Genomic DNA, 25,464 nt, shown 5'->3' with positions numbered 1-25,464 from the left:
TCCGGACAGCCGGCTAGTGGCACTGACCCTCACTCCCGAAATGATCCTCGTGCTGGGCCTGGTGGGCTTCACCATGCTCATGCTCGTTCTGGAGTGGATCCGGGCCGACATGGTCGCCCTGCTGGTCGTGGTCACCATCGGCCTCACCGGGCTGATCCCTGGCGACCAGGTGTTCAATGGCTTCGCCGGCAACGCGGTCATCGCCATCATCGCGATCATGATCATGGGCGCGGGCCTGGACCGCGCCGGCGTGCTCAACCTCACCGCCGCCTTCGTCATGCGCATGGCCCGTGGCGTGGAATCGCGCCTGGGCGTGGTGATCAACAGCGTCACCAGCCTGTTCAGCGCCGTGATTCCGAGCCAGGCGCTGGCCGCGCTGATGATCCCGGTTACCAGCCGCCTGTCCGCGCGCACGGGCGTGCCGATGTCGCGCCTGCTGCTACCGATGGCGTTCTGCATCCTCACCGCCACCAACACCACGCTGATCGCCAACTCGCCACTGATCGTCCTCAACGACCTGATCGCCAGCGCCAACAGCAACCTGCCTCCGGGCGCGCACACCATCCCGAAGTTCGGCCTTTTCAGCGTCACGCCCGTGGGTCTCGTGCTGGCCGTGACCGGCGTGCTGTTCTTCTACTTCTTTACCCGCAAGCTGCTCCCGGAGCGCGAAGACGAACGGCTCAAGGTCACCCCCGGTCGTACCGAGAGCTACTTCGCCGACACCTACGGCATCGTCGGCGAGACCGCCGAACTGACCGTCACCGCCGAGAGCCCCCTGGTGGGCATGAGCATCGGCGAGGTGGAACAACTGCATGGTGCCCCGCTGATCCTCGCGATCAAGAACGGCAACGAGAGCCGCGTGGCGCCGCCCTCGGACCAGATGATCTGGGTGGGCACCGTGCTCGGCGTGCTGGCCCCGCGCGATGCCATCAACGCCTTCGCCAACAACCAGCTCTGCCGCGTGTCCATGCGCATGCGCCAGCTGGGCGACCAGTTCAACACCACCCGCGCCGGTATTTCCGAAGCCGTGGTACCGCCGAGTTCGCGCTTCATCAAGCAGACGGTGGGCGACCTGCGACTGCGCAAGCGCTTCGGTATCTCGGTGCTGGCGGTGAACCGCGGCGACGAGGTCTATCGCGAGGACGTGCGTGCCGTGACCCTCCGCGCCGGCGACACCCTCGTGCTGCACAGCAAGTGGCGCGACCTGATGCTGGCCGAGGAAGACCGCGACATCGTCGTGGTCACCGACATTCCGAAGGAAGAGCAGCGCCCCGGCAAGATCTGGCAGGCGGTGGGCTTCTTCGTGCTGGCCAAGTGCCTGGCCCTGTTCACCCAACTCGATCTCTCGGTGGCGATGATGACCGGTGCGGTGGGCATGCTGCTCACCGGCGTGCTCAACATGGACGAGGCGTACAAGGCAATCAACTGGAAGACGATCTTCGTCACCGCCTGCCTCATCCCGCTGGGCTGGTCGATGGATTCCACGGGCACCGCCTCGTGGATCGCCCAGGAGGTGCTGGCCATCCTCGGTCACGCGCCGCAGTGGACGCTGCAACTCTCCATCGCCGTGCTGACCCTGATGTTCTCGCAGGTGATGTCGAACGTGGGCGCCACGGTGATGATGGTCCCCATCGCGATCAGCGTGGCCGTGAGTACGGGAGGCAATCCGTCGGCATACGCGCTGATCGTGGCGGTATCGTCGTCGAACACGTTCTTGCTGCCGTCCGGCCATCCCGCCTTGATGATGGTCGCCGGCCCCGGGGGCTACCGCTCGAAGGACTTCCTCCGCGTGGGCCTGCCGCTGACGATCCTGATCCTCACGCTGACGCTCGTTACGATCAATCTGATGTATCGCTGATGCCGGCCTCAGGCCAGCCGCACGGCGCCATCCACCACGGCGAGCGGTACCCCGCGTAGCCGGTCGCCCCGGCAAGGCCCGGCCGTACAGTCGCCACTCTCGGCCGTGAACGTGGCCCCGTGTGCCGCGCAGATGATCTGACCGGCGCGAACGAGGAACTTGCCCGGGGCGTAGTCCAGGCGCCGGCCCGCGTGCGGGCATACGTTGAAGTAGGCGCGGGCCTCGTCGCCGTGCCGGTAGACCAGCAGGGACTCCACCTCGCCGTCGACCAGGGTCTCGATTTCGATGGCATTGCCATCGGGAATGTCCGCCAGCAGGCAGAGAGGAGCGGTGTCGGCGGTAGTGGTCATGGCACTTGTCTATGAGGATCGATTGCCCCAAGGTAAAGAGGCTCGCACGCATGTCATTGTGCCATACGGATTTTTAACCAATGCGCTTCGTCTTCCCACCCATCCGCCGTTCGCGTAATCCCCTCGTCCGCGCCCTGTCGCTGGTGCTGGGCCTCGCCGTGGTGGGGGTGCTGCTCGTTTTCGGCGTGGTCGTGCTCGGCGTGCTGATGGCCGGCGGCCTGGTGTTCCTGGCCGTGCGCCAGTGGAAGCTCGCCCACGGCCGCGTGGCCGGCGCGGCGCGGCCCGCCGCCCCGAAGGACCCGGACGTGCTGGAAGGCGAATTCGTAGTGATCCGGCAGAACACGCCCATCCACCACTGATCGGGTCCGCAAGAAGCGGATGGTGACGGGGCCTCGTCCCGCCTACGCTGGTCTCCCATGAAGGAGGCCACCATGAACTCTCAGGCTTACGCCATGCGTCCCGCCGCCGACGATGCACTCGAACGCGTCCGCGCCACCCTGGAACAGGCCGACGCCGCCACCGATCTCGCCAGCCTCGCCACCATCGCGGGGCTGAGTCCGACCCACCTGCAGCGCGCCTTCCGACGCCGCTACGGCGTCAGTCCCGCCGAATACGCCCGCGCCCGCCGGTTCCATCAGCTGCGCGAGGTGCTGCGCGACGGCGCCGCGGTAACCGACGCCGTTTACGAAGCCGGATTCGGCTCCGGTAGCCGGGTATACGAAGAAAGCGACCGCCGCCTCGGGATGACTCCCGCCAGCTACCGGGCCGGGGGCGCCGGCGCCTCGATTCGCTACACCACCACGCGGACACCGCTGGGCAGGCTGCTGGTCGCCACGACCGCGAAGGGCATCTGCGCCGTGACCCTCGGCCACGACGATCGCGAACTCGAGACGCGCCTGGCGGAGGAATTCCCCCTCGCCGAGCGGGAACGGGTCGACGAGGGTCGCGAGGAATGGCTCGACGCGGTCATCGCCCGCGTGGCCCACGACCTCGGCTGGAGCGATCGCGACGCCCCCGCCCTGCCACCGCTGGATGTCGCCGCCACCGCCTTCCAGTGGCGCGTATGGGATGCGCTCACGCGCATTCCACGTGGCGAGACACTGAGCTACGGCGAACTGGCCGCGGCGTTGGGCGTACCCAAGGCGGCGCGCGCCATCGGCCGCGCCTGTGGCAGCAACAAGCTGGCCCTGCTCGTCCCCTGCCATCGCATCATCCGCGAGGACGGCAGCCTCGGCGGGTGGCGATGGGGCATGGACATCAAGCAACAATTACTGGCCACCGAGCGTGCCATGAAAGCCACTCAAGGCTGACCGTCGAACCTTTCGCTACCGTCCATCCGGTAGCGGCGATATCTTGCGGGATTGCACCGCACGACGCGGTGCGCGCCCGCCCTGGATTCCCCGCATGTCAGACGCCGCCTGCAGCACCAGCCAAGCTCCCGCCTCCGCCCTCAGCGACCCGCGCTGGATGGTGCCGCTGTCGCTGTTCGCGCTCTATGTGATTTGGGGCTCGACCTATCTCGCCATTCGCTATGCCCTGGTGAGCTACCCGCCGTTCCTGCTCGCCGCCATCCGTTTCGCCGTGGCGGGGGTGCTGCTCTTCGCCGTGCTGCGCCTGCGCGGGGCCACGCTGCCAACCCCACGCCAGTGGAAGAACGCGGCCATCGTCGGCACCCTGCTGCTCGCCGGCGGCAATGGTCTGGTCTGCTTCGCCGAGCAAACGGTCAGCTCCGGCATCGCCGCGGTGGCGGTGGCGAGCATGCCGCTGTTCGCCGCGCTGTTCGGTGGCATCTATCGTGAGTGGCCCACCCGCGGTGAAACCGCCGGCCTGCTGCTCGGCTTCATCGGCGTGATCGTGCTGAACCTGGGCGCGGGACTTTCCGGCTCGCCACTCGGCGCCATCGCACTGATCTGCGCGGCCATGGCGTGGGCGTTCGGTTCCGTGTGGTCGAAGCGGCAGGACATGCCGAAGGGGCCGATGAACACCGCCGCGCAAATGCTGTGCGCGAGCGTCTCGCTGACGATCATCGCGCTACTGCATGGCGAACGCTTTCCGGCGCACCCGGAAACCGGTGCCACCGCTGCGCTGGCCTACCTCGTGGTCTTCGGTTCGATCATCGCCTTTAGTGCCTACCTTTACGTGCTGAAGACCGTCCGCCCCGCCCTCGCCACGAGCTATGCGTACGTGAATCCGCCGGTCGCCGTGTTGTTCGGCGTGGCCCTGGCCGGCGAGCACGTCGGTCCGTTCGACCTCGCAGGCATGGCGATCATCCTGGTCGGCGTGGGGATCATCACGATGATGCGCGTGCGCAAGACCTGATCGCAGGCGTTCGCGCGGGAATGTGACGCAGGTCGCAAGACGGCCGGCAGCGGGTGTTTTTCAGAATCCTTCGATGTCCATGCGAGATACGACTCCCTAGGCTGCCCTCCTCGTTCGTGGGAGAGATTCGATGGCTGGAGCCGGATCGGGGCGCTTCGCCTGCTCACGCAGGCTTCGATGGTGGATGGCACGCATGACGACGGTGTTCGGCATCGGCATCGCCGCGCTGGCGGCGTGCCAACCCTTCCGGCAAGGCACGCCCGGCGACGCTACAACTCCCTCAACGCCGTCGTCACCGGCACCCGCGCCGCACGCAGGGCTGGGAACAGTCCGCCGATGAACCCGATGGCGAGGGCCCACTTGATGCCCGTCCACAGGAGTTCGCCACTGACATGGAAGCGGAAGACCACCTGGCTGAAGTTCGCGCCCAGTGTGGACGCGGTGTAGCCGTTGAAGACGATCCACACGATACCCGCACCGACGATGCCGCCAAGCAAGGCCAGCAGCATCGTCTCCAGCATCACGGATACCACCACGGGCACGCCACGGAAGCCGATGGCCCGAAGCGTGGCGATCTCGCGGGCGCGTGCCTGGATGGCCGCGAACATCGTGTTGAGTGCGCCGAACACCGCACCGATCGCCATGATGATGCCCACGGTGATGCCGACCGCGCGCAGCACCTTGGTCAGTCCTTCGGACTGCTTGCCGAAGTACTCGCGGGTCGTCGAGACGTCCACCTTCAGGCGCGGGTCCGCCACCAGCGCGGCCTTGAACGCGTCGAACGACTTGGGCGAGTCGAGCAATACCGTCACCGACTGCACGCTGCTGCCACGACGGTAGGCCGAAGCGACGCTCTGCGTGTCACCCCATAGTTCCGATTCGAGGGCGTCCTTCGATTCGAAGGCGCCGACGACGGTCCACGTCTGCCCGGCAAGCCGAATGGACTTGCCGACATCGAGGCCTTCGAACTGCGCCTTGGCGCCCTTGCCGACGATCAGCTCGCGCAGCCCTGGCTGGAACTTCCGCCCCTCGACGATCTTCACCTGGTCGCGCAAGCTCCAGACGTCCTCACTCACGCCACGGATGGGCACGTTCGAGTCGCTGGCGGGATCGCCCTTGCGTGGCAGGTTCGCCACGACCACCAGTTCGCCGGAAGCGATCGGCCTGCCCTTCGCATCCTTCTTCACACCCGGCGCCTGGATCACCACGTTCGCGCTGTCGCGATCGAGGATCGAATTGAGTTCCGCCTGCGAACCGCCGCGAAGGACGATGGCGGTATGCTCGTTGCCCGTGGAGCGCAGCGTTTCGGCAAAGCCTTCGCTCATGGCCAGCATCGCCACCAGCACGCCGACCACGCCGGCGATGCCAACGACCACGACCGATGACGAACCCAGGCGCTGGGTGACCGTCGCCAGGCCCACCTTGGTCACCTCCCAGGTCTGCCGGCCACGACGGGTCAGCGCCATCCAGAGTGCGAGCACCACCGCCAGCGCCACCACGCCCGGCCAGGGCAAGACGATCCATACGGCGAGAAAGACCGCGATCACCAGCAAGGTGAGGACGCCGGTTCCGAACTTCTTTGCGGATTTCATCGTATGTTCCCTCAGCGCCCGGCGAGCGCATCGACAATGTTGAGACGCATGGCGCGAATGGCGGGCAGCACGCCGACAAGCGCGCCGATGGCCAGCATCAGGACGATCCCGAGCACCCAGGTCTGCGTGCCGATCGGCGGCAGGTTGAGCATGCCCCCGCTACCCTTCGCCACGATCGGCACGAGCACGCCGGCCAGCGCGAGCCCCAATACACCACCGAGCACGAGCAACAACACGCCCTCCGCCAGCACCATGCAAAGCACGCTGCGGCTGGAGAACCCGATCGTCTTCAGCACCGCGAGTTCGTTGGTCCGTTCGCGGACCGCCTGCGCCATGGTGTTGCCGGTGAGCAGGATCAGGGTAAAGAACACCGCGCCCATGATCGCCGAGACGATCAGCCCGATATCGCCCAACTGCTTGGCGAACGATGCGTTGAACGCCTGCTCCGTCTGCGTCTTGGTTTCATGGTCCGAATTGGCCGACAGGGCGTCGATGGCCTTGGCCACACGATCCGCCTGGTCGGCCGAGGTCAGCTTCACCACGTACCAGCCCACGGTGGTGCCGACGTTCTGGAAAGCGTTCGCGTCCTCGAAATACTTGTGATGGAAGAAGAACTGCTGGTCGGTACCGTTGGCCGCGCCCTTGGCCGGCGTGTAGATGCCTACGATGTCGAACGGCCAGGTCTTGTCGCCATTGCGCTGTGGGAAGATCGTGGATTGCAGCGGGACCTTGTCACCCACCTTCCAGCCGAAACGCTTCGCCAGCGCCTCGCCCACGATCGCGCCGGTGCGTGTCGCCTCGTACACCTTGCGCTGCTCCGGCGGCAGCACGATCTCCTGGTAGATATCGAGGTAGTTGTCGCTCACGGCGAAACTGAGCACGAAGTTCTTCGGGTCCTGGTAGATACCGCCGAACCAGTTGGCATGACCCACCGATTTGACGCCCGGGACGGCCTGCATGCGCGTGGCGAGGCTGGCGGGAAGCGACTGGATGATGGAATAGCGCGAGGTGGTGATGAGGCGGTCGACGCCTATCACGCTGCCTCCCGAGGAAAAGGCCGCACGCGTCGCATCGAGCATGCCGAACAGCAGGAACGCGGCGAGGATCGAGATCAGCGTGAAGAACGTGCGGGCTTTGCGCCGGAACAGCGCGGCCCAGATGAGGTGCAGGTATTTCATGCCGGCATCCTCCGCGTCAGGCCACGGACTGTTCGACGAGGGTGCCCTTGTCGAGGTGCAGGGTATGGTTGGCGTATTCGGCGGCCTTGGGATCGTGGGTCACCATCACGATGGTCTTGCCGTGCTCGCGATTGAGCTCGCGCAGCAAGCCCAGGATCTCCTCGGCGGATTGGCGATCCAGGTCACCGGTCGGCTCGTCGCAGACCAGCAAGGTCGGGTCGGAGACGATGGCGCGCGCGATCGCCACGCGCTGCTGCTGTCCACCGGAAAGCTCGGAAGGCTTGTGCGTCGCCCGGTCGGCGAGGCCGACCAGCTGCAACGCGATCGAGGCATTCTGCTTGCGCTGTGCGCCCGATAACTTCGTCAGCAGCAACGGCAGCTCGACGTTGCGCTGTGCGCTCAGCATCGGCATGAGGTTGTAGAACTGGAAGACGAAACCGACATGGGCGGCCCGCCATTTCGCCAGTGCGCCGGAGCCCAGCTGGTCGATCCGGTCGCCGGCCACGACGATGCTGCCACCGGTGGGCGTGTCCAGGCCGCCGATCAGGTTCAGCAGGGTGGTCTTGCCGGAGCCGGACGGGCCCATCAGGGCGAGGAAGTCGCCTTCCTCGATGCGCAGGTTCACGCCGTGCAGCACTTCGACCTTCTGCCGGCCGCGCTCATAGACCTTGGAAAGATCCTGGATGTCGATCAGGGTGGCCATCGCTATGTCTCCGTGCGTATCAAGGTGTCTGGGTGGCGACGCGGACGGCGGCGCCGTCGGCGAGGGAATCGGGAGGAGAAACGATCACGGTGTCGCCGGCAGCCACGCCATCGGTCACCAGGCGAAGCTCGCCGGCGCCCTGTTTCGCCGCCGTGACCTGGCGACGGATGGCCTTGTCATCGGCGACGGTGTAGACGACCTCCTGGCCGTCACGACGAACGATCGCCGCCGTGGGCACGAGCACGCCTTTGGGTGCACTGGCCTGCACGGGGGCACGCCGTTCGAGAAACGACACGCGGACACCCATGTCGGGCACGATGCGCGCGTCCTTGTTCTCGAGCGCTACGCGAACCTTCACCGTGGCCTTGCCGCGGTCGGCGGCGGGCACGATGGCGATCACGTGTGCAGGAATGCGCCAGTCCGGATAAGCGTCCAGCACCGCCTCGGCGGGCATGTCCGGTTGCACGCGACCGATATAGGCCTCGTTGACGTCGACGTCGATCTCCAGCGAATCCATGTCGACGATCGTGCCGACGCCCGTGCGGGTGAAGCCGCCGCCCGCGGACAGCGGCGAGACGATCTCGCCCACCTGCGCCGCCTTGTCGGTGATCACGCCATCGAAGGGCGCACGGATCACCGTGTAATCGAGGTTCACCTGGCCCACGGCCACCTGTGCCTCGGCCGCATCGGCCTGTCGGCGTGCCGTGTTGAGCTGGGCGCGGAAGGTATGGGCCTGGGTGCGGCTCTGCTCGGCCAGCTGGCGGGATACCAGTCCGCGGCCGACAAGCGCTTCCTGCCGGTCTGCATCGCGCAGCGACTGGTCGAGCTGGGCCTGCACCTGGGCCACGTTGGCGTGCGTCGCCGCCGCGTTGGCACGGGCCGACTCCAGGCTGGCGCGCAGGGCGTTGTCTTCGAGCCGGGCCAGCACCTGGCCCTTCTTCACCCGGTCGCCTTCTTCGATCAGTACCTCGACCAGGGTGCCGGTGATCTGAGCCGACACGGTCGCCTGCCGCCTGGCGGTGACGTAGCCGGTAGCCTGCAATACAGCCCCCGCCTCCGTGCCCGCGCTGGGCGATACGGCCGTGGCGGTGCGGACCTCCACGGGCCGGTGGGCGAGGAACGCCCTGATGCCTCCTGCCGCGACGAGCACGACGAACGACACGACGACCACGATCAGCACGGTATGCGTCCCCGCGCGGCCGCCGCCATGCGGCTCCTTCTGCGACTTGTCGATCTTCAGCTGCCGGAGCAGCTCCTTGTTCGAATTCATCTTCCCCAGGGTCCCCATGATGTTCGAGCGCATGCCCGCCGCCCCAGCAAGATCATGCGATTCGCGCGGAACGTGCACCACTTTCAGCCATCAGTCATCTGTCGTGACAGGTGTCACCTGATACGCTTGGGGCATGAATACCGTCATTTCGCCGCCGGCCCAGCCGAGCATCCCCGTCGCCGGTCGCGCCGAGCGCTTCCCGGTCCGCCGTGTCTTCTGCATCGGCCGCAACTACGCCGACCACGCGCGCGAAATGGGCGCCTCGGTCGACAAGGCGAACCCGATGTTCTTCACCAAGCCCGCGGACGCCATCGTCACCGACGGTGCCGATGTGCCCTACCCGTCCGCCACGAACGACCTCCACCATGAAGTGGAAATGGTGGTGGCCCTGGGTGCCGGCGGATCGAACCTCTCCGTCGACGAGGCTCGCGCGCTGGTGTGGGGCTATGGCGTGGGGCTGGATCTCACCCGCCGCGACCTGCAGGCGCAGGCCAAGGCCAAGGGCGCACCGTGGGACGTGGCGAAGGGATTCGACCATTCCGCACCGGTTTCCGCCCTGGTCCCCGCCAGCGAGGCCACGCCTGGCGCCGGCACGCGCATCGTCCTGGAGATCAACGGCGAAACACGCCAGGAGGCCACGCTCGCCGACATGGTGCTCGACGTGCCGGAAATACTCAGTGCGCTATCCAGGCTGTTCGAACTGAAGGCCGGTGATATCGTCTACACGGGCACGCCGGCGGGCGTCGCCGCCCTCCAGCGCGGCGACCGCTTCCGTGCCACGCTGGAAGGCATCGCCACGCTCGAAGGGCGCGTGGTCTGACTTCGCGAATGTTTCAGTCATGCCATGAGGAGAAGGACCGATGAGTTTCGTTGCGGAATTCAAGAAATTCGCATTGCGCGGTAACGTGGTCGACCTCGCCGTCGGTGTCGTGATCGGCGCCGCGTTCGGGAAGATCGTCACGTCGCTGGTCGACAACATCATCATGCCGCCGATCGGCTGGGCCATCGGCGGCATCGACTTCTCCGACTGGAAGTGGGTGCTGAAGCCCGCCGACGCGGCCACAAAGACGGCCGAGGTCGCCGTGCAGTACGGCGTCTTCATCAACGTCCTGATCCAGTTCATCATCATCGCCTTCGCGATCTTCCTCGTGGTCAAGGCGATCAACCGCCTCAGCCGTCGCGAAGAGGAAGCCCCGGCGGCGCCCCCGGCCGACGTGGCCCTGCTCACCGAGATCCGCGATCTTCTGAAGTCGCAACAGCGGCCGTAAGGTGTAGCTCCGAGGCGGGGGAGCCGTCGGGCGTCACCCTGGGAGCGATTCCGCAGGGAGGCGAAGGCCGGACGAGGACTTAGCGAAGAGAATGGCACCCGATGCCTCCCCCTGCCCCGACGCAAAACCCAACACGATGGCGAAGCCGAGCCTGATCCCTCGCGCGCCCGGAAATAGACGGTGAGTCTATTTATCCCGGGTCAGTGGAAGGACGTCCTCGCGGAGCACCTTGTACTCGGCATCGACGACTTCCTGGTTCGGGTCGTGTCCTGAGTGTTCCAGTAAGACCCAGCCTTTGGCCGGCGCCTTGATCGAGTCGTAATAACGGCGGGCCAACTCTGGCGGTGCCAGCAAGTCGTGCGCCCCTTCGACAAAGAACACGGGGATGTCGAAGTTCGTGCCCAGGCTCGGCAGGTCGACCTTCGACAGCATGCCGTCGCCCTTCATCCCGACGAAATTCATGAACGAATAATCCTCGCCGGCCTCGTAATCCGCTTCCGCCTTGGCGGTGGTGTAAGCAGCCGCGCGATGCCAGTGGTCCGGGGGCGCCAACGTGACCTTTGCCTCGTACTTGCGAATGATCCGGCGCACTTTCCCGAAGCTGCGAGGATCGGTCCACGGTGGCGACCCGACCTGCCTGAGCACGGCAAGCGAGTCCTGGTCCTTCTCTTTCACGGCAAGCTGCAAGAGCTTTTCATAGCTCGCCGCCTGGGCCTCCACCGAATTGACTATCTGAGACGTGCCGACGTACGCGTAGAACAACTCAGGATGCGCCTTGATCATGTGCACGGCAAGGATCGAGCCCCACGAACTGCCCCACAGGATGACCTTTCGCTTTCCATAGCGTTTGGCCAGATAGGCGGCCAATTCGTTCCCGTCCTGCGTCATCCGCTCGATCGTCAGTTTCTCGCCTGGCGCCGGAGGACTGCGGCCATAGGTCATGCCCGCGCCCCGCTGGTCCCACTGGACGACGATGAAGTCGCGCTCGCCGGCACCGTAGATGCTGTCGGAAAGACCGCTGAGTGGATTGCCGGGACCTCCGCTGATGAAGAGGAGGATGGGACTGGCGCAGCTGTCTCCCTTGGCCGTCACCCATTGCTCGATCCCACCGATGACGACAAAGCGCGATTCGTCGACCTTGGCCGGCTTGCTTCCGCAGGAAGGCGAAAGGCTTTCACCCCGTACGGCACTCCGTGCAGGTGCATCGGCGGATGTCGAAACCGGCCCACACAGCACGCCTGCCAGCCCCAAGGCCAACACGATCCATCTCGTCATGACCGATTTTCCCCCGTGATGATCGGGCGCCATCGTACAGCGAGCACGGCGGCTTCGAATACGGGAAACATCATGGGGTTACCTCGGGACCGGGTACGTCCGGCGTAGCTCACGCATGGTCGGTCCGACAGCGAGTTTTTGCGGTGCAGCGTGACACCTTCGACTTCAGCGCCTTAAGTTGCGCCCCGGGGGAAATTAGATCGATCCAAGCAAGGAGTGCTTCGCGCCATGCCGTGGTGGCGAAGCATCCGGACCTGGAACGGGGCGGGGAGAACCGCGACGTGCGCACACCGCGCCGTCCGCGCGTCGCTGCTTGCCGCGAAGCCTGTCGAACGAATGGGGAGCCGTGACGTGAAACCAGTAATCGCTCGCATTTTCATCATGTCCGATCCACGCGCCAATCGACTTGTCGCTTTCCCGCGTGAGGCCCCGATCGCCGAGGCGTACCGCTCTCCCCCCGCCTTCCCCGGCAGATTCCTGCCGTAGCGACTTCCTGAGTTGCCATCCACGGCCGACACGCCGACGTCCGTGGCACGCCAAAAATTTGGATCGATCCAAGCCGAGAACAGGAGGAGGACGCGTGCATCGATAAGCCGCACACGTAGCAGTGATCCAACGGGGGAGTACCGCGCCCAATCCACATGCAGGCGCATCACTGAGGGGACATAGAAAGACATGACTTACCTGCCACACATGCTCAAGCGCAAGCCGCTTTACGCTGCGCTCGCCTCGGCGACCTTGTCGCTTGCCGGCTACCTGGGAATCCCCTCGGAAGCCTTCGCACAGACATCCACGCCGGCCACCGCGACGGCGGCGGCGTCCGTTCAAACCTCGGATAGCGCCGTAGCGGCGCAGGACGACAAGCAAAAGAAAGCCGACAAGGAGAAGCGCGGGCAGTCGCCCAATCCCACGAATCTCGAAACCGTCGTCGTCACGAGCTACCGGCAGTCGATCGACCAGAACGTGCAGGACAAGCGCGAAGCCAACTCCATCGTCGAAGTCATCAACGCGCAGAACATCGCGCAATTCCCCGCGAAGAACATCGCCGACGCACTGGCGCACGTTCCGGGCGTGGTCATCAGCCGTGAATCGGGCGAAGGCAAGACGGTGAGCATCCGCGGCCTCGCGCCCGAACTGACCTATACGCAGTTGAACGGCAACTACGTCGCCTCGGCCGATACCTCGGCGGGCCTGACGCGTTCGTTCAACTACACGCTGTTCCCGGCGAACATGTTCTCGGACATCAAGCTCTACAAGAGCCTCGAGGCACGCCTGGACGAAGGCGGCATCGGTGGCAACGTCGACCTGCGCACCCGCCGTCCGCTCGAAATGGGAGCGAACGAAGGCTTCGTCACCGGCACCGCCGCGAGTTCGGATACCAGCTCGAAGACGGAACCGCAGGGTGCGGCGCTGTGGTCGTGGAAGAACAAGGACGAGACGTTCGGCGTGCTCGTCGCCGGTGCTTACCAGAAGCGCCAGGCGACCACGTATTCAGCGGATGCCTCTAGCTGGCACTGGTGGTCGGATGCCTGCAAGGACCACGAGACCTGTACGCAGCCGCCGGTGGATATCCATGGCAACCCGTACAGCTCCGGGGTCAACAACAATATCGACCTGTGGGGCAACGGCGTCGTCGACCAGGCCGGAAACATCTCCAATGGCTTCTGGATGCCGCAGCAGTTCGCCACGAGCCGCAACGACCTGACCCTGAAGACCAAGGGTGCCCAGGCCACGATGCAGTTCAAGCCGAGCGATCACTTCCTGCTGACGGGTAACTATTTCCGGTTCGAACGCGAGCAGACCCAGATCACCAACACCCTCGAGATTCCCGAGTGGGGCCTGCCGAACAATACGAACTATGCCGACCAGAACGGCCGGCTTCTCGCACCCAACGGCCTGACCTTCGACAGGTCGGGCACCATCGTCACCGGTGCGAACTACGTGCTCCCGCCCGCCGGCGTCGGCTGCAACTCCACGGTGAACCCAGTCACCGGTGCCACCCGCCAGGCGGTGGACGTATGCAATACGGAAATCCCGTGGCTCAACGGCAACTATTCCGTCGAGAAGGCGACCTCGCAAACCCTCAACCTGGAAGGCGAATGGGATAACGGCGGCGACCTGAGCGGCTCGTTCAACGTCGGCCGGACCTGGGCGAAGGGCGGTCCCTCGATCGAACTGGGCATGGCCGCCAAGCCGCGCAACTTCGTGAATGGCCAGTGGGTGAACGGAAGCACCGGCGCCGCGTGGAACCTCAGCGGCAAGCCGGGCATCACCGCCGATCCATCCGTGCTGCAGAACATGCAGTCGGGCGCCGGCCAGGTCGACCTGGGTTCGACGGGTTCCAACATGGTGAATACCCGCAACTCGCAGAACTTCGCGCAGGCGGACTTCACCTGGGTGTTCGATTCCTCGTGGTTGCAGTCGCTGCAGTTCGGCGCGAAGTACAGCGATGCGAATGCCGAGCAGCAGAGCAACGAAGTGCGCTGGTACTGCAAGGGCACCACCTTGCAGTTCCAGACCTGCGATCCGAATGCGGGCCAGCTGCCTTCCGGCTTCCTGCTGTCCGACTACCTCAATGGCGTGAACCACGCCTACGGCGACAGCATCTTCCCGGCCATCAACTATCCGGCTTACTACAACTATCTGAACGACACCTACGACCGGACGATCTACAACAAGCCGCAGAACAAGTCGTCGATCGGCGAAAAGATCGCGGCGGCCTATGTGCAGGCCAACTTCGACACGGGCACCCTGCGCGGCAACGTCGGCGTGCGCTTCGTCACCACGAAGCAGGACCTCACCGTCGCCAATCAGGTCACCACCAACAACGCGGTGTACTACCACGACGCGGGCGGCAACATCCTGATCTGCCCCGCGTCGGGAGTGAACGCAGGCGGTGGTCCGTGCGCGCCAGGCGACTTCCAGTACTTGCCGCGCGAGGTGGCGGTGGTCGAGAACTTCAACAACTCGACGACCAACAAGCGTTACAACAAGTTCCTGCCGAGCTTCAACATCGCGTGGACGATCGCGGACGACTTCGTCCTTCGTGCCGCCGGCTCCCAGGCGATGGCACGCGCCAACTACACCGACCTGGCCCAGCTGGGTCAGCTGACCAACAACACGCAGGAGTACTACAACGATCGCAAGCAGTTCGGTGCCCCGCTGCCCGGTTGGTACGGTTCCGGCGCCAACGCCGACCTGAAGCCCTTCACGGCCACCCAGTTCGACCTCGCCGGCGAGTGGTACTACGCGGCGCACGGCGTCGTCGGCATCGATTTGTTCCAGAAGAAGGTGAAGAACTTCGTCGTGCCGGTCACCGTCAACAACATCGACGTGAACGTGGGCGGCACCCAGACGAATTTCAAGCAGTACAGCACCAATGCCAACGGCCGCTCCGGCACGTCGAAGGGCATCGAGATCTACGCGCAGCACACCTGGGACACGGGTTTCGGCTACATCGCCAACTACACGCTCAACCACACCAACGAAACGGCGGTGTCGTTGGGAGATACGCAGGTCGGCAAGGCCGAACTGATCGGCAGCGCGAAGTACGCGGCGAACGTCTCGCTGTTCTATGAAAAGGATGGCCTGCTGCTGCGTGCGAGCGACAACTGGACGGGTCGCACGATGGAAGGCCTGGCCGCCGGCCTGCCGATCTACGCGCAGCCGTACCACCAGATCGACCTGAATGGCGACTACGAGTTCAACAAGCACTTCATGGTCACCGCGTCGATCATCAACTTCAACAAGGCGAGGCCGCACACCTACCTGGGCGGCGACACCCGCTCGCGCCTGGTCCAGCTGCTGTACCCGGGCCGCCAGTACTACGTGGGCGTGACCTACAAGTTCGGTGGTGACAGCAACAAGTAAAAAACGACGGGGCCGGGCACATCGCCCGGCCCCGTCTTCTTTCCAAGCGAAGGAATCACACATGACCCCACCCACGGCGCGCCCTCCCCACCGTCCCCTCGCCATCGCGCTGTCGGTGCTCGTCGCGACCACGACGACGGCCCTGCTGGCGAAAGACAACAAGCCCGCGACCTCCGCCACGGCGCCAGTGGACATCGCCAACCCCCTGGTGGGAACGGCCTCGCTCGACAACCAGGCGCTGCTCGGTAACGCGCCACCGCCTGGCGAGCCCACCTACACCGGCATGACGACGCCGGGCGCGAGCCTTCCGCAGAGCGCCACCGAGGCGGCGCCGGTCAACATCAACGCCGACCTGGGCTTCGCCACGGGCGTGCCGGTGGCGTACGACTACCGGCGTCCCGTCATGTTCGGTTTCACCGGCGGCGGGTCGACCTATGGAGCGCGCGGCGCGCCGATGGTCATGCCCGTCGTGGGCGACTGGACGGTGCCGCCCGACTATGCGACCTCGTATTACGACAAGGCGACCGAGAAGGCGTCGCCGGGTTACTACACGGTCGACCTCGCGACGTTCCACACCAAGGTGGAGCTGACCGCGACGCAGTGGACCAGCCTGATGCGCTTCACCTTCCCCGAAAGCCACCGCGCCAACGTCGTGGTCAACCTGCGCCGCGCGGGTGGTGACGTGGAAGTGGTGGGGGACCGGGTCATTCGCGGTGTCGCCACCGCCGGGCGCAGGGACAGGGATGCCGACGGTCCCTTCTTCGTCGCCGAATTCTCGCGGCCGTTCGCGAGCTTCGGGAGCTTCCACTCCGATGTCACCCATACAGGAGAGGGACTGGGGCACGAAGACGTGCAGGCAGGCCGCCGCACGGTCTCGGGTGACTACGCAGGTGCCTATGTCACTTTCGACACGAAGGCGGGCGACCAGGTGGTGGTGCGCGTCGCTCATGGTCACAGTGCCCAGGAAGCCGAGCAGCGGCTTCGCGCGCAGGACAGCGACCCCGACTTCGATCGGGTGCATGCGAAAGCCCGGGCGAAGTGGGCGGAGCTGTTCGACCGTGTCGAGGTGACCGGCGGTACGCCGAAGCAGCGCGAGCTGTTCTATTCGACGCTGTATCACTCTTTCGCCAGCCCGCGCATGATCGCCCGCAAGGGTGAGCACTACACGGACGCCGAAGGCCACGACCAGGTGGCCGACTACGACCATTACGGCCCCGTGCCGTTCTGGGACACCGGCCGCAACCAGATCACGCTCCTGATGCTTCTCGCGCCGACCGTCGTGCAGGACATCATGCGTTCGGAACTGGACCGTGCGCGCGAACGCGGCTACATGAACACCTCGTTCCACGGCGACCACGCGGTGTTCCTCTACGACGGCGCGTCGCAACGTGGCATTCCCTTCGATTACGCCGCCGCGTATGAAGCGCTGCGCAAGAACGCCACCGATCCGAAGGGGCCGCGCGGCTATCTCGCCGAGTACGTGAAGAACGGATGGATCTCCGACATCGTTCCGCCGGGAAATCCCAGCCCGCCTTACGCGGGCGGCAAGGCAGGCGTCGCCACCACGCTGGAATACGCATGGGACGACCATGCGCTCGCCGACATCGCGCGCCGGCTCGGCAAGAACGACGATGCCGATATGTTCCTGCGCCGCGCCGCGAACTACCGCAACGTGTTCGATCCTTCCGTCGGCTTCTTCCGCGGCCGGACGGATGACGGCAAGTGGATCTCGCCCTTCGACCCGGCCGAGCCTTACTACAACTTCATGATGAAGGAAGCCTCGGGTTGGTCCACGCTATGGCTGGTACCGCATGACATTCAGGGCCTGATGAACCTGCTAGGCGGACGCGACGCGTTCAACGCCAAGCTCGATACGTTCTTCAACACGCCGTATCAACCGAAAGGCATCTGTCGCGATTGCACCGGCGTGATCGGGCAATACGTGCAGGGTAACCAGCCGGACCAGCAGGCCGCCTATCTCTACGCCTGGAGCGGACAGCCCTGGAAGACACAGGCACTTACACGCCGCATCCTCGCCGACCTCTATGGCAGCGATGCCACGGGATACGGCTACCCCGGCATGGACGACCAGGGTTCGACATCGTCATGGTACGTGCTAAGCGCGATGGGCTTCTATCCCGTCGATCCATCCCGCCCCGAGTACATCATCGGCAGCCCGATCTTCGATCGCGTTCGCCTGCGCCTGGGCAACGACAAGGTGTTCGAGATCGTCGCGCGCAACAACTCAGCACGGAACATGTACATCCAGTCCGCCACGCTCGACGGCAAGCCGTGGAATAAACCCTGGTTCAGCCACGCGGACATCGAGAACGGCGCCACGCTGGTACTCACGATGGGACCGGAGCCGAGCAAGACCTGGGGCACCGATCCACGCGACGCACCCCCGTCCATGTCCACAAGCGGCTCGACCGGCACGGCGACGGCATCCATGCCGGAACAGGCGACCACGTGGAGCGGAAAGAAAGCGCCCCTGGCGACGCCATGGACAGCGGAGGTTTCGCCCGACAACGCCTTGCCCGAGTATCCTCGTCCGCAACTGGCGCGCCCGTCGCTGGAACATCCGCGTTGGATGAGCCTCAACGGACTGTGGCAGTACATGGCGGCGAACGAACAGACCGCCCCGCCCTTCGGTCGGACCTTGAAGGACCGGGTGCTGGTTCCGTATCCGGTCGAGTCGGTGCTATCCGGTGTGCAACAGCATGCGGACTTCATGTTCTACCGGCGGCTGGTCGATGTTCCCGCCGCCTTCACCGCGAATGGTCAGCGCGTGCGTCTGAACTTCGGCGCCGTGGCCCAGGACGCGACGGTGTACGTCAACGGATCGGAAGTCGCTCGCCATAAAGGCGGCTACACCTCCTTCGGCGCGGACATCACGCAGACGCTTCGTGCTGAGGGGCCGCAGGAAATCGTCGTTGCCGTGCATGCGCCCGTGGACGCCGCCAACGTGATGGTGGGCAAGCAGCGGCTGAAGCCCGAAGGGATCTTCTATACCGCGGCCTCGGGCATCTGGCAGTCGGTGTGGCTGGAGCCGGTACCGACCGCCAGCCTCGCGCAACTGGACTTCACTCCCACACGCAGCCTGGACGCCTTCACGGTCGACTCGAAACTGCATGGGGACGATAACGGGGCGACGCTGCATGTCACGGCCTATGCCGATGGCAAACCGATGGGCGAAGCGAATGGGCCGGCAGGCAAGCCACTTCACCTGGCGATCTCGCATCCGCGCCTGTGGAGTCCGAACGATCCTTTCCTGTACACGTTCAAGGCCACGCTTGCGCAAGGCGACCAACGCGATGAAGTCACCAGCTATGCCGGCCTGCGCAGCATCGCCATCGCGAAAATCGGTGGACGCAACCGCATCGTGCTGAACGGCAAGCCGACCTTCCTGCTCGCCACGCTGGACCAGGGTTACTGGCCCGACGGCATCTACACCGCACCGACCGACGAGGCGCTCAAGTTCGACATACGGAAGACCCGCGACCTAGGCTTCAACACCATACGCAAGCACATCAAGGTGGAACCCGCACGCTGGTACTACTGGGCCGACCGCCTCGGCCTGATGGTCTGGCAGGACATGCCGTCGCTGCCGAACGGTCGCAACGACACACTCGGCAAGGCGGACAAGGCCGGTTTCCGCACGGACGTCTCGGCCATCGTCGAACAGCTCGCGGGCACGACCTCGATCATCGGCTGGATTCCGTTCAACGAAGGCTGGGGCCAATGGAGCATTCCCGCCGCCGCCGAACTGGCGAAGCAGATCAAGCAACTCGATCCCTCGCGCCTCGTGAATGCGCGCAGTGGCCTCAACTGCTGCGACACCAAGGGCGATCCACACGCGGGCGACGTCTACGACGTGCACGACTACCAGGGCCCCGGCCTGCCCCACCCCGACGCCACCCGTGCCTCGATGGACGGCGAACACGGCGGCCTCACCTTGGGCGTCCAAGGACACATGTGGCCCAACACGGCCATCAATCCTTATGGCGAGGTCAAGGACAATGCCGCACTGAACGATGGCTACGTCGCCAACACCGCGGTGCTGCGCGACAAGGGGCCCATCATCGGGGTATCGGGCAGCGTGTACACCCAGATCACCGACGTCGAAGGCGAGCACAATGGCCTGTACACCTACGACCGCAAGGTCGAAAAAGTCGACGAGGCCAGGGCCCGCGCCATCAACGAGGCAACCATCCGCGCCGGTGCAAAACCCTGAGCGACTGAAAGCCATCCCGACCGGCCGGATGCACCGCAATGACTTGGGTGCACCCGTGACTGGTGGGAGCCGCTTACAGACGCATCACCGGGCCGCTGATCTCCCTGACCTGCGAGACCTGCTGCTCCTGCGCCTGCTGGACCTGCGCTTCCAGAGCCGCGATGCGGTCCTCCATGTCCACCTGCCGCGCCGCCTCCATATGAAACTCCTTGGCGGCATCGGTCTGGCCGATCTGTCGAAGCGCTTCCATGAAGCCCTGATCGTCCTGCTCCATCGCCTTGCACAGATAGTCGAACATCTCGTCCGTATCGGCGGTCGCCGCCAGTGGCGGCATGGCGGCGCGCTCCTGCTGCTCACCCAACATGTGCCACGGCGCCGACAGGTCCAGCGGAACACCTCGGGGCAAGTCGTCCAACGGACGATGGTGCAGGTCACGCATGTAGTTGTGCGCGAACACCGTCGCCGGCTGATTGCCCTCCTTGTCCCAGAAATTGCCGATGCCGTGCGCGCGGCCCACGGCACCGACCTCGCCGACCGGCGACAGGCCACCCTGCTTGTGGCGCTGGTAATCGGCATGATCCATGTAGTCCACGCTGCGTCCAATCGAGTCGGCGAGTGTCGACACCGGATCGTGGTACATGCGGTGGTTGACGACGCGATCCTCCGCAGCCCGGGCGTCCAGGCCCAACCCCTCGGCCATGGACCGGGCGCCATAGGTGTTGAAGGTTTCCGCGTGTATGCCCGCCGATTCGGGCATGGCGGCCTGCAGTTGTGCGAGGGCACCGCCGAGGGAGTGGCCGGTGATGCTGATGTCGCTTACGGGGATATGGCTCTTCTCGGCATGATCCAAAGCCCAACGCATCGTGCGGGCAGCCTCTGGCCATTGAGTGGGCGCGCCCATCATACCCATGCCAAGATCGGCGGTGATGTCATGAATGCTGGAAGGTTCGGTGCCTTTGTTCGTAACGATAATCTGGCCAGTCGCCCAGTCTGCTACCACTGCGCCGCGGTAGTTGGTGGCGGACGGAGGAGAGATGTAGAGCACTTTGTAAACGTGAGTATTGCTTCGTATCTCTTCGTCAACCGCCAGCGGTTCATAAATCGTATGAGAGAGAAATGCATATTGTTCGGAGGGGAGAGACATATCCGTTTCCTTGGATAGAAGTTACCGTCAATTGCTGCTATCCGGGGAAGACGGGTTCGGTGCATCGTTCAACGTCACGGGTTTGACGAAATTGCCAGGACTGAAGTAACCCGGTACGTTCGGATGTAGCGGTGCCGAGTCATCGGAGACATGAACCGTGATGGGAACACGGCTGTAATGGGACACGTCCGGCATCGGCCATCTGCCGTAGCAAGTCTGCGGAAAATCATCTGCTCGAAACTGGCAAACGGCTTTGTACTTCGTGCCGGGAGCCAGATTCTCGTCAAGCCCCCAGTACCCAAAGGCATCGCGCCCCGTGTGCGTATCATGAATCGTGACGTCGGGCACCCCGAGTTCCCAGTTGCATTTGTCTTCGTTGTATCTGTCCAGATAGATATCGAACCGGGCCTGTCTCGGGTCCCGACTTTCATTGGGAATATCGAACGTTCCGTGAGGATAGACAAAGCTACCGCCACCCCGCTGCGGATCGAAGTAGCCGCATTCGCGCTGCTGGTTCTGATAGAGCGCTTTCATGGTGACGCGGTAGCGTTTCGCATCCTCGGGATGATCGAACGTCACCGTGACGTGCAGCGCCTCCTTCGGATGCGGATTCAGTGGCGGCGGGCTGAGATCTTTTTTCTCGGCGCACGCAACCAAGGCGGGAAACAGCAATAGCGGAAGCAGTGTCCATGTGCGGAGGTTCATGAAGGTCCGTCGTCGTCATCGGTCAAGCAGGTTTGGCACAATCGACGTGCCATACGGATGCATGTCGTCAATTCGTACCTGTCATAGAGAACAGCTTAGCGATACCACATGAGGACATCTTTAGAAGAATCCTCAAAATCCTGTGCTTTTGTCATGGGCGCCGATCGCGGCAGTCGCTCTCCCACAACAAACCTCATCGTCGGGGAGAGCCGGCGAGTGCCGGCCTCGGGGCCGTTAGCGCAGGCGAGTGATCCAGACGGATCAGGCCCGCAGGGGGCCAACCATGGATGGTTGGCCTTCTTCGCGAGACAGGATGTCGAGTCGAAGAACCCCGGCTGGTTCACGACCCGGCCGCAGGCCATTGATACACGGCCGCGCCAGCGGCCCTTCCTTGAGGGGGCGCCGGAGGCGTGGCCCCGAGGACGGCACTCGCCGGCTCTTTCGGCGCAACGCATGCGATGCCGAAGGCGAGCCCGATTCATCCCAACACTTACAAAAAAGAGGCCGCCGATTGGGAGATCGGCGGCCTATCCGGGGAGATCGTTGCGCCCTGGGAGGAGAGCCGGGAAGGCTCGGGCGCTTATTGTTGGTATGCGAAGGTCGGGCGAGGATCAGAAGTCGTAGTTGATGCCGAAGCGCACGTAGCGCGGCGTGCTCCAGTACGTGACCCTGTCGTAGTTCGTGTTCACGGAAGTCGAGCTGCCATGGAGAACGTAGGTGGCCGTGGCGACCGACTCGTTGAGTGCGTTATAGACCATCACATTGAAGCCAAGTTTCTGATCGGCCCACTTCGGACGGTATTCCGCCGAAAGCGAGACGATGTGCTGCCAGGGCTGGCGACCGGCGTCGCCCGGAGCGGAAGGCACGCCGTCACAGTAGTGGTAGTAGCTTCCATAACCCACCGGGTTGCTCTCGTCAGCGCCGTAGTAGCCAAGGCACGTCTTGGGCGTGCCCGACATCAGGGCGATGTTCGCCGAAAGCATCCATTCGGGCGCCGCCTGCCATGAACCGTATATCTTCAGCTGGTGCTTGCGATCGTTCGAGAGCAGGCCGTTGGAGTTCTCCATGAGCTTGCCGAAATCCCAGTCGACGGTCGCCGACACATCGGTCTGGCCGATGTCCGAACGCACCTGGCCTTCCGAGTTGCCATAGCTCTTCGAGTAGACATAGTCGACCTTCGCCTGCCAGGTTCCGTCGAACGGATGCTCGAGGAAAGTCTCCAGGCCGTAGTAGTTGCGTTTGGCGGAAGGCATGCCGAACTCATCGGCCGACACGCTCACGTTGTAATAACCACCCGAGCCATTGGGAATGCGGTACGTGTTGCTGCGGCCGGGGTTCGACAGGTAGCAGCCGTTGAGCGTCGACGGATCGATGTCGTAGCCGAGCGACTGCGCCTTCGCGGCGATGGTGTTCGTGTCGCAGATATCGTCGAGGATGTTGCGCAGCTTACGTACCTGCGCCTTCATGCCCCAGACGTAATCCTTGTTGATCTGCTGGGTGAAGCCGAGCAGGTACTCGTCCTGGTATTCGGACTGGATGCCATTGGCGGCCACCGTCTTCGCATCCGGTGCCTGGCCGTATTCGTTGTTGGCCGACACCGCGCCGCCGGTCGAGGATGCGAGCTGGGTGAGGCCGGTCGGATTGCCGTTTCCGTCGATGCCGGTATAGGTGTAGTACTCGTTGGTATACAGCGAGCCCGCGGCGGCGCGCAATGCCACGGACGCCGGCATGGCGAGGTAGTACCGGCCCGCGTTGCCGTACACCTTGAGCGTGGAATCGCCGTTCACGTCCCAGCTGAAGCCGAGGCGGGGCGCCCACTGGGGCTTGGTCATGCGAAGGAAGGCGTCGCCGTCCGGGTTGTAGTTGGTGAACTGATCGTTGCGCAAGCCGATCTTCACCAGCCAACGGTCATCGACCTGCCAGCTATCCTCGATGTATTGCGCGCGCTGCTTCACGCGCACGGACGCCGACGTGCTGTAGAGGTACTTGGACACGTAGTAGCCATTCTCGCCACCGGCGCCCGTGTTGGGCGCGGCGACGAACGGGCTGTCGCTGATGGGCGTGCCGGCGTCGCCGAAGCCGTAGATCCAGGCCGTACCGGTCTCGCCATCATCCATGTCATGCGAGTTCTGGTTGTCGATGCCGGCCGTGATCGTGTGATCGCCCAGCTTCCACGAGAGGTCGAGGCGCAGGTTGTTGCTCGTCGCGCGATGTGTCGGGTCGGCGGCCGTGAGCACGGTCTGGGAATTGACGATCGAGTTCCCGCCGGTGATATCCGGATTCTGGAATTCCGAGCCGCTGATGTATGTGAGGGTCGGATCGTATCCGGGCGTCTCGCTGTAGTACGTCATCTTCTGCTTGCCGTAGAGCGCGGTAAGCGTGATGTCGTCGGTGATGTAACTGGTGAACTTCGCGACGTAGACCGACGCGCTGTTCTTGGTCGACGTGTCGAAGCTGTTGAGGTCGCTGGTGCTGTTCGTGGCGTAGTCGTAATTGTACAGATTGCCCTTGTAGGAGGTCTTCGTCGACGCACCGGTCAGTTCGAGGATGTTGTTGTCGTTGATATTCCAATCGATCTTCGAGTACCACTTCGGGTCGTGATACTCGTACTTGGTGTCGTACGACGACGTTACCGAACCCACGCTGTCACCGGACTGTTTCTGCCCTTCCACCGCGGCGAAGAAGAACAGCTTGTCCTTGATCAGCGGGCCACCCACGTAGGCGCTCTGGGTCGCCTGCCACGACTTGTTGTCGGAATAGCGGCGATAGAGGGTGTCGGCCTTGGAACCGGAGACGTAGTAGGAGCCGGGACTCACGCCGCTGGCGAAAGCCGGGGTCCACTGCACCTGCGCACCGAAATGCCATTCGTTGGTGCCGCGCTTTCCGCTCTGGCTGATGACGCCGCCATCGGAACGGCCGTACGCCGCCCCGTAACCACCGCTGAGGATTTCCTGCTGGTCGATCGCTCCGTACGGCAGGCTGATGCCGCCAAAACCGCTGAGCGGGTCCGTCGTATTGAATCCGTTGAGGTAATACGCGTTCTCGGTGACCGACGAACCACTGAAGGAGACCAGCGAACCGCCGGTGGTGGTGCCCGTAAAGCCACCGTAGCCTGGTACGACGCCGGGCGCGAGCAGTGCGATCGCTTCGGCGCTGCGGGCCAGCGGGAGCTTGGCCAGCTGCTGCGAGGTGATGACCGTGCGCGCGTCGACGCTGCTCACGTCGATGGCTGGCATGGCGTTCGCCGAAACCGTTACGGAACTCAGGCTGGTGGCGTCCGCGCCGGATGCCGCCGCGAAGGACACCTCGGTGCCGGAACCGACACGCAGGCTGATGTCATCGCGTGTGTCCACCACTTTGCCGCCCTGCAAGAGCGAGACCGTATAGGTGCCTAGTGGCAGCGAACCGACCGTGTAGCGGCCGTCCGCGCCGACGGCGACTTCGCGCGTCACGCCGGACGTGCTCTTCACCTGGACCGACTCGCCCTCGGCGGCAGGTGCCTGGCCGAAGACGCTACCGGTCGTGGACTGCGCGTACGCGCCGGCGCCGGTCATCGCCAGGCCCAGCGCAAAGCTGATCCGGCTCAGGCGCATCAATTGCAGTTTGTTCATCAGCACAGCGGAAAGCTCCCCAGAAGATTGAATGCGCGGCGCCCCGGACCGGCGCCTTGGCGAGGCGCCGTCTCCACCCGGTCCATG

17 protein-coding genes are annotated in these 25,464 nt (G+C 64.4%); 8 read left to right on the top strand and 9 right to left on the bottom strand.

The genetic code is table 11. The annotated features are described in order from the left end of the window. Nucleotides 1-40 precede the first annotated feature (40 nt). The gene (locus ACN9M2_RS02550) at nucleotides 41-1,858 is read left to right on the top strand and encodes an SLC13 family permease (protein WP_426287850.1); all 1,818 of its coding nucleotides are present in this window, start codon (nucleotides 41-43) and stop codon (nucleotides 1,856-1,858) included. A gap of 8 nt (nucleotides 1,859-1,866) precedes the next feature. Here the strand turns inward: ACN9M2_RS02550 and ACN9M2_RS02545 are convergent, their stop codons facing one another. After that, nucleotides 1,867-2,208, bottom strand: a complete 342-nt coding sequence (locus ACN9M2_RS02545) for a Rieske (2Fe-2S) protein (protein ID WP_426286612.1) — start codon at nucleotides 2,206-2,208, stop codon at nucleotides 1,867-1,869. Between the two features lie 80 nt (nucleotides 2,209-2,288). Here ACN9M2_RS02545 and ACN9M2_RS02540 point away from each other — a divergent pair, with 80 nt between their 5' ends. From ACN9M2_RS02540 to yedA, 3 genes are all read left to right on the top strand, one after another. Continuing rightward, on the top strand, nucleotides 2,289-2,567 hold the full coding sequence (locus ACN9M2_RS02540) for a hypothetical protein (RefSeq protein ID WP_426286611.1): 279 nt from the start codon (nucleotides 2,289-2,291) through the stop codon (nucleotides 2,565-2,567). A 72-nt stretch (nucleotides 2,568-2,639) separates the two neighbouring features. Next, complete coding sequence (locus ACN9M2_RS02535; protein WP_426286610.1) at nucleotides 2,640-3,518, top strand: methylated-DNA--[protein]-cysteine S-methyltransferase; 879 nt, start codon at nucleotides 2,640-2,642, stop codon at nucleotides 3,516-3,518. A gap of 94 nt (nucleotides 3,519-3,612) precedes the next feature. Next, nucleotides 3,613-4,527, top strand: a complete 915-nt coding sequence (gene yedA / locus ACN9M2_RS02530; RefSeq protein ID WP_426286609.1) for a drug/metabolite exporter YedA — start codon at nucleotides 3,613-3,615, stop codon at nucleotides 4,525-4,527. A gap of 269 nt (nucleotides 4,528-4,796) precedes the next feature. On the opposite strand, the gene ACN9M2_RS02525 is transcribed toward yedA, so the two are convergent. From ACN9M2_RS02525 to ACN9M2_RS02510, 4 genes are read right to left on the bottom strand one after another with little or no spacing between them, the layout of a single operon-like run. Continuing rightward, nucleotides 4,797-6,119 carry an ABC transporter permease gene (locus ACN9M2_RS02525; protein ID WP_426286608.1) on the bottom strand — a complete coding sequence of 441 codons (1,323 nt, stop codon included), beginning with the start codon at nucleotides 6,117-6,119 and terminating at the stop codon, nucleotides 4,797-4,799. A gap of 11 nt (nucleotides 6,120-6,130) precedes the next feature. After that, nucleotides 6,131-7,297, bottom strand: coding sequence for an ABC transporter permease (locus ACN9M2_RS02520; RefSeq protein ID WP_426286607.1), 1,167 nt, complete (start codon nucleotides 7,295-7,297; stop codon nucleotides 6,131-6,133). A gap of 16 nt (nucleotides 7,298-7,313) precedes the next feature. Then, nucleotides 7,314-8,000: an ABC transporter ATP-binding protein gene (locus ACN9M2_RS02515; RefSeq protein WP_426286606.1), complete on the bottom strand. Its 687-nt coding sequence runs from the start codon at nucleotides 7,998-8,000 to the stop codon at nucleotides 7,314-7,316. A gap of 19 nt (nucleotides 8,001-8,019) precedes the next feature. After that, nucleotides 8,020-9,270 carry an efflux RND transporter periplasmic adaptor subunit gene (locus ACN9M2_RS02510; protein WP_426286605.1) on the bottom strand — a complete coding sequence of 417 codons (1,251 nt, stop codon included), beginning with the start codon at nucleotides 9,268-9,270 and terminating at the stop codon, nucleotides 8,020-8,022. A gap of 133 nt (nucleotides 9,271-9,403) precedes the next feature. On the opposite strand from ACN9M2_RS02510, the gene ACN9M2_RS02505 reads away from it, so the two are divergent. Beyond that, on the top strand, nucleotides 9,404-10,090 hold the full coding sequence (locus ACN9M2_RS02505; RefSeq protein WP_426286604.1) for a fumarylacetoacetate hydrolase family protein: 687 nt from the start codon (nucleotides 9,404-9,406) through the stop codon (nucleotides 10,088-10,090). 40 nt (nucleotides 10,091-10,130) lie between these two features. Continuing rightward, nucleotides 10,131-10,538, top strand: coding sequence for a large-conductance mechanosensitive channel protein MscL (mscL, locus tag ACN9M2_RS02500; protein WP_306850995.1), 408 nt, complete (start codon nucleotides 10,131-10,133; stop codon nucleotides 10,536-10,538). A gap of 186 nt (nucleotides 10,539-10,724) precedes the next feature. Here the strand turns inward: mscL and ACN9M2_RS02495 are convergent, their stop codons facing one another. Further along, nucleotides 10,725-11,813, bottom strand: a complete 1,089-nt coding sequence (locus ACN9M2_RS02495) for an alpha/beta fold hydrolase (protein WP_426286603.1) — start codon at nucleotides 11,811-11,813, stop codon at nucleotides 10,725-10,727. A gap of 675 nt (nucleotides 11,814-12,488) precedes the next feature. On the opposite strand from ACN9M2_RS02495, the gene ACN9M2_RS02490 reads away from it, so the two are divergent. Both ACN9M2_RS02490 and ACN9M2_RS02485 read left to right on the top strand, forming a co-directional pair. Next, on the top strand, nucleotides 12,489-15,683 hold the full coding sequence (locus tag ACN9M2_RS02490) for a TonB-dependent receptor (protein WP_426286602.1): 3,195 nt from the start codon (nucleotides 12,489-12,491) through the stop codon (nucleotides 15,681-15,683). Nucleotides 15,684-15,744: 61 nt separating this feature from the next. Then, a complete protein-coding gene (locus tag ACN9M2_RS02485; protein WP_426286601.1) occupies nucleotides 15,745-19,917 on the top strand; it encodes a GH92 family glycosyl hydrolase in 4,173 nt (1,390 codons plus the stop codon). A gap of 73 nt (nucleotides 19,918-19,990) precedes the next feature. Here the strand turns inward: ACN9M2_RS02485 and ACN9M2_RS02480 are convergent, their stop codons facing one another. The 3 genes from ACN9M2_RS02480 to ACN9M2_RS02470 all read right to left on the bottom strand — a co-directional run bounded on the left by ACN9M2_RS02480 (nucleotide 19,991) and on the right by ACN9M2_RS02470 (nucleotide 25,377). After that, nucleotides 19,991-21,061: a lipase family protein gene (locus tag ACN9M2_RS02480; RefSeq protein WP_426286600.1), complete on the bottom strand. Its 1,071-nt coding sequence runs from the start codon at nucleotides 21,059-21,061 to the stop codon at nucleotides 19,991-19,993. Between the two features lie 27 nt (nucleotides 21,062-21,088). Beyond that, a complete protein-coding gene (locus tag ACN9M2_RS02475) occupies nucleotides 21,089-21,766 on the bottom strand; it encodes a hypothetical protein (RefSeq protein ID WP_426286599.1) in 678 nt (225 codons plus the stop codon). Nucleotides 21,767-22,377: 611 nt separating this feature from the next. After that, entirely contained in the window at nucleotides 22,378-25,377 is a 3,000-nt protein-coding gene (locus ACN9M2_RS02470; protein WP_426287849.1) for a TonB-dependent receptor, read from the bottom strand. Nucleotides 25,378-25,464 lie beyond the last annotated feature (87 nt).

Source organism: Luteibacter sp. E-22, assembly GCF_049913125.1.
In the GTDB taxonomy this organism is placed as follows: Bacteria; Pseudomonadota; Gammaproteobacteria; order Xanthomonadales; family Rhodanobacteraceae; genus Luteibacter.
The sequence above is the reverse complement of the archived record's forward strand: the minus strand, read 5'-3'. Positions and strand labels throughout refer to the sequence as shown.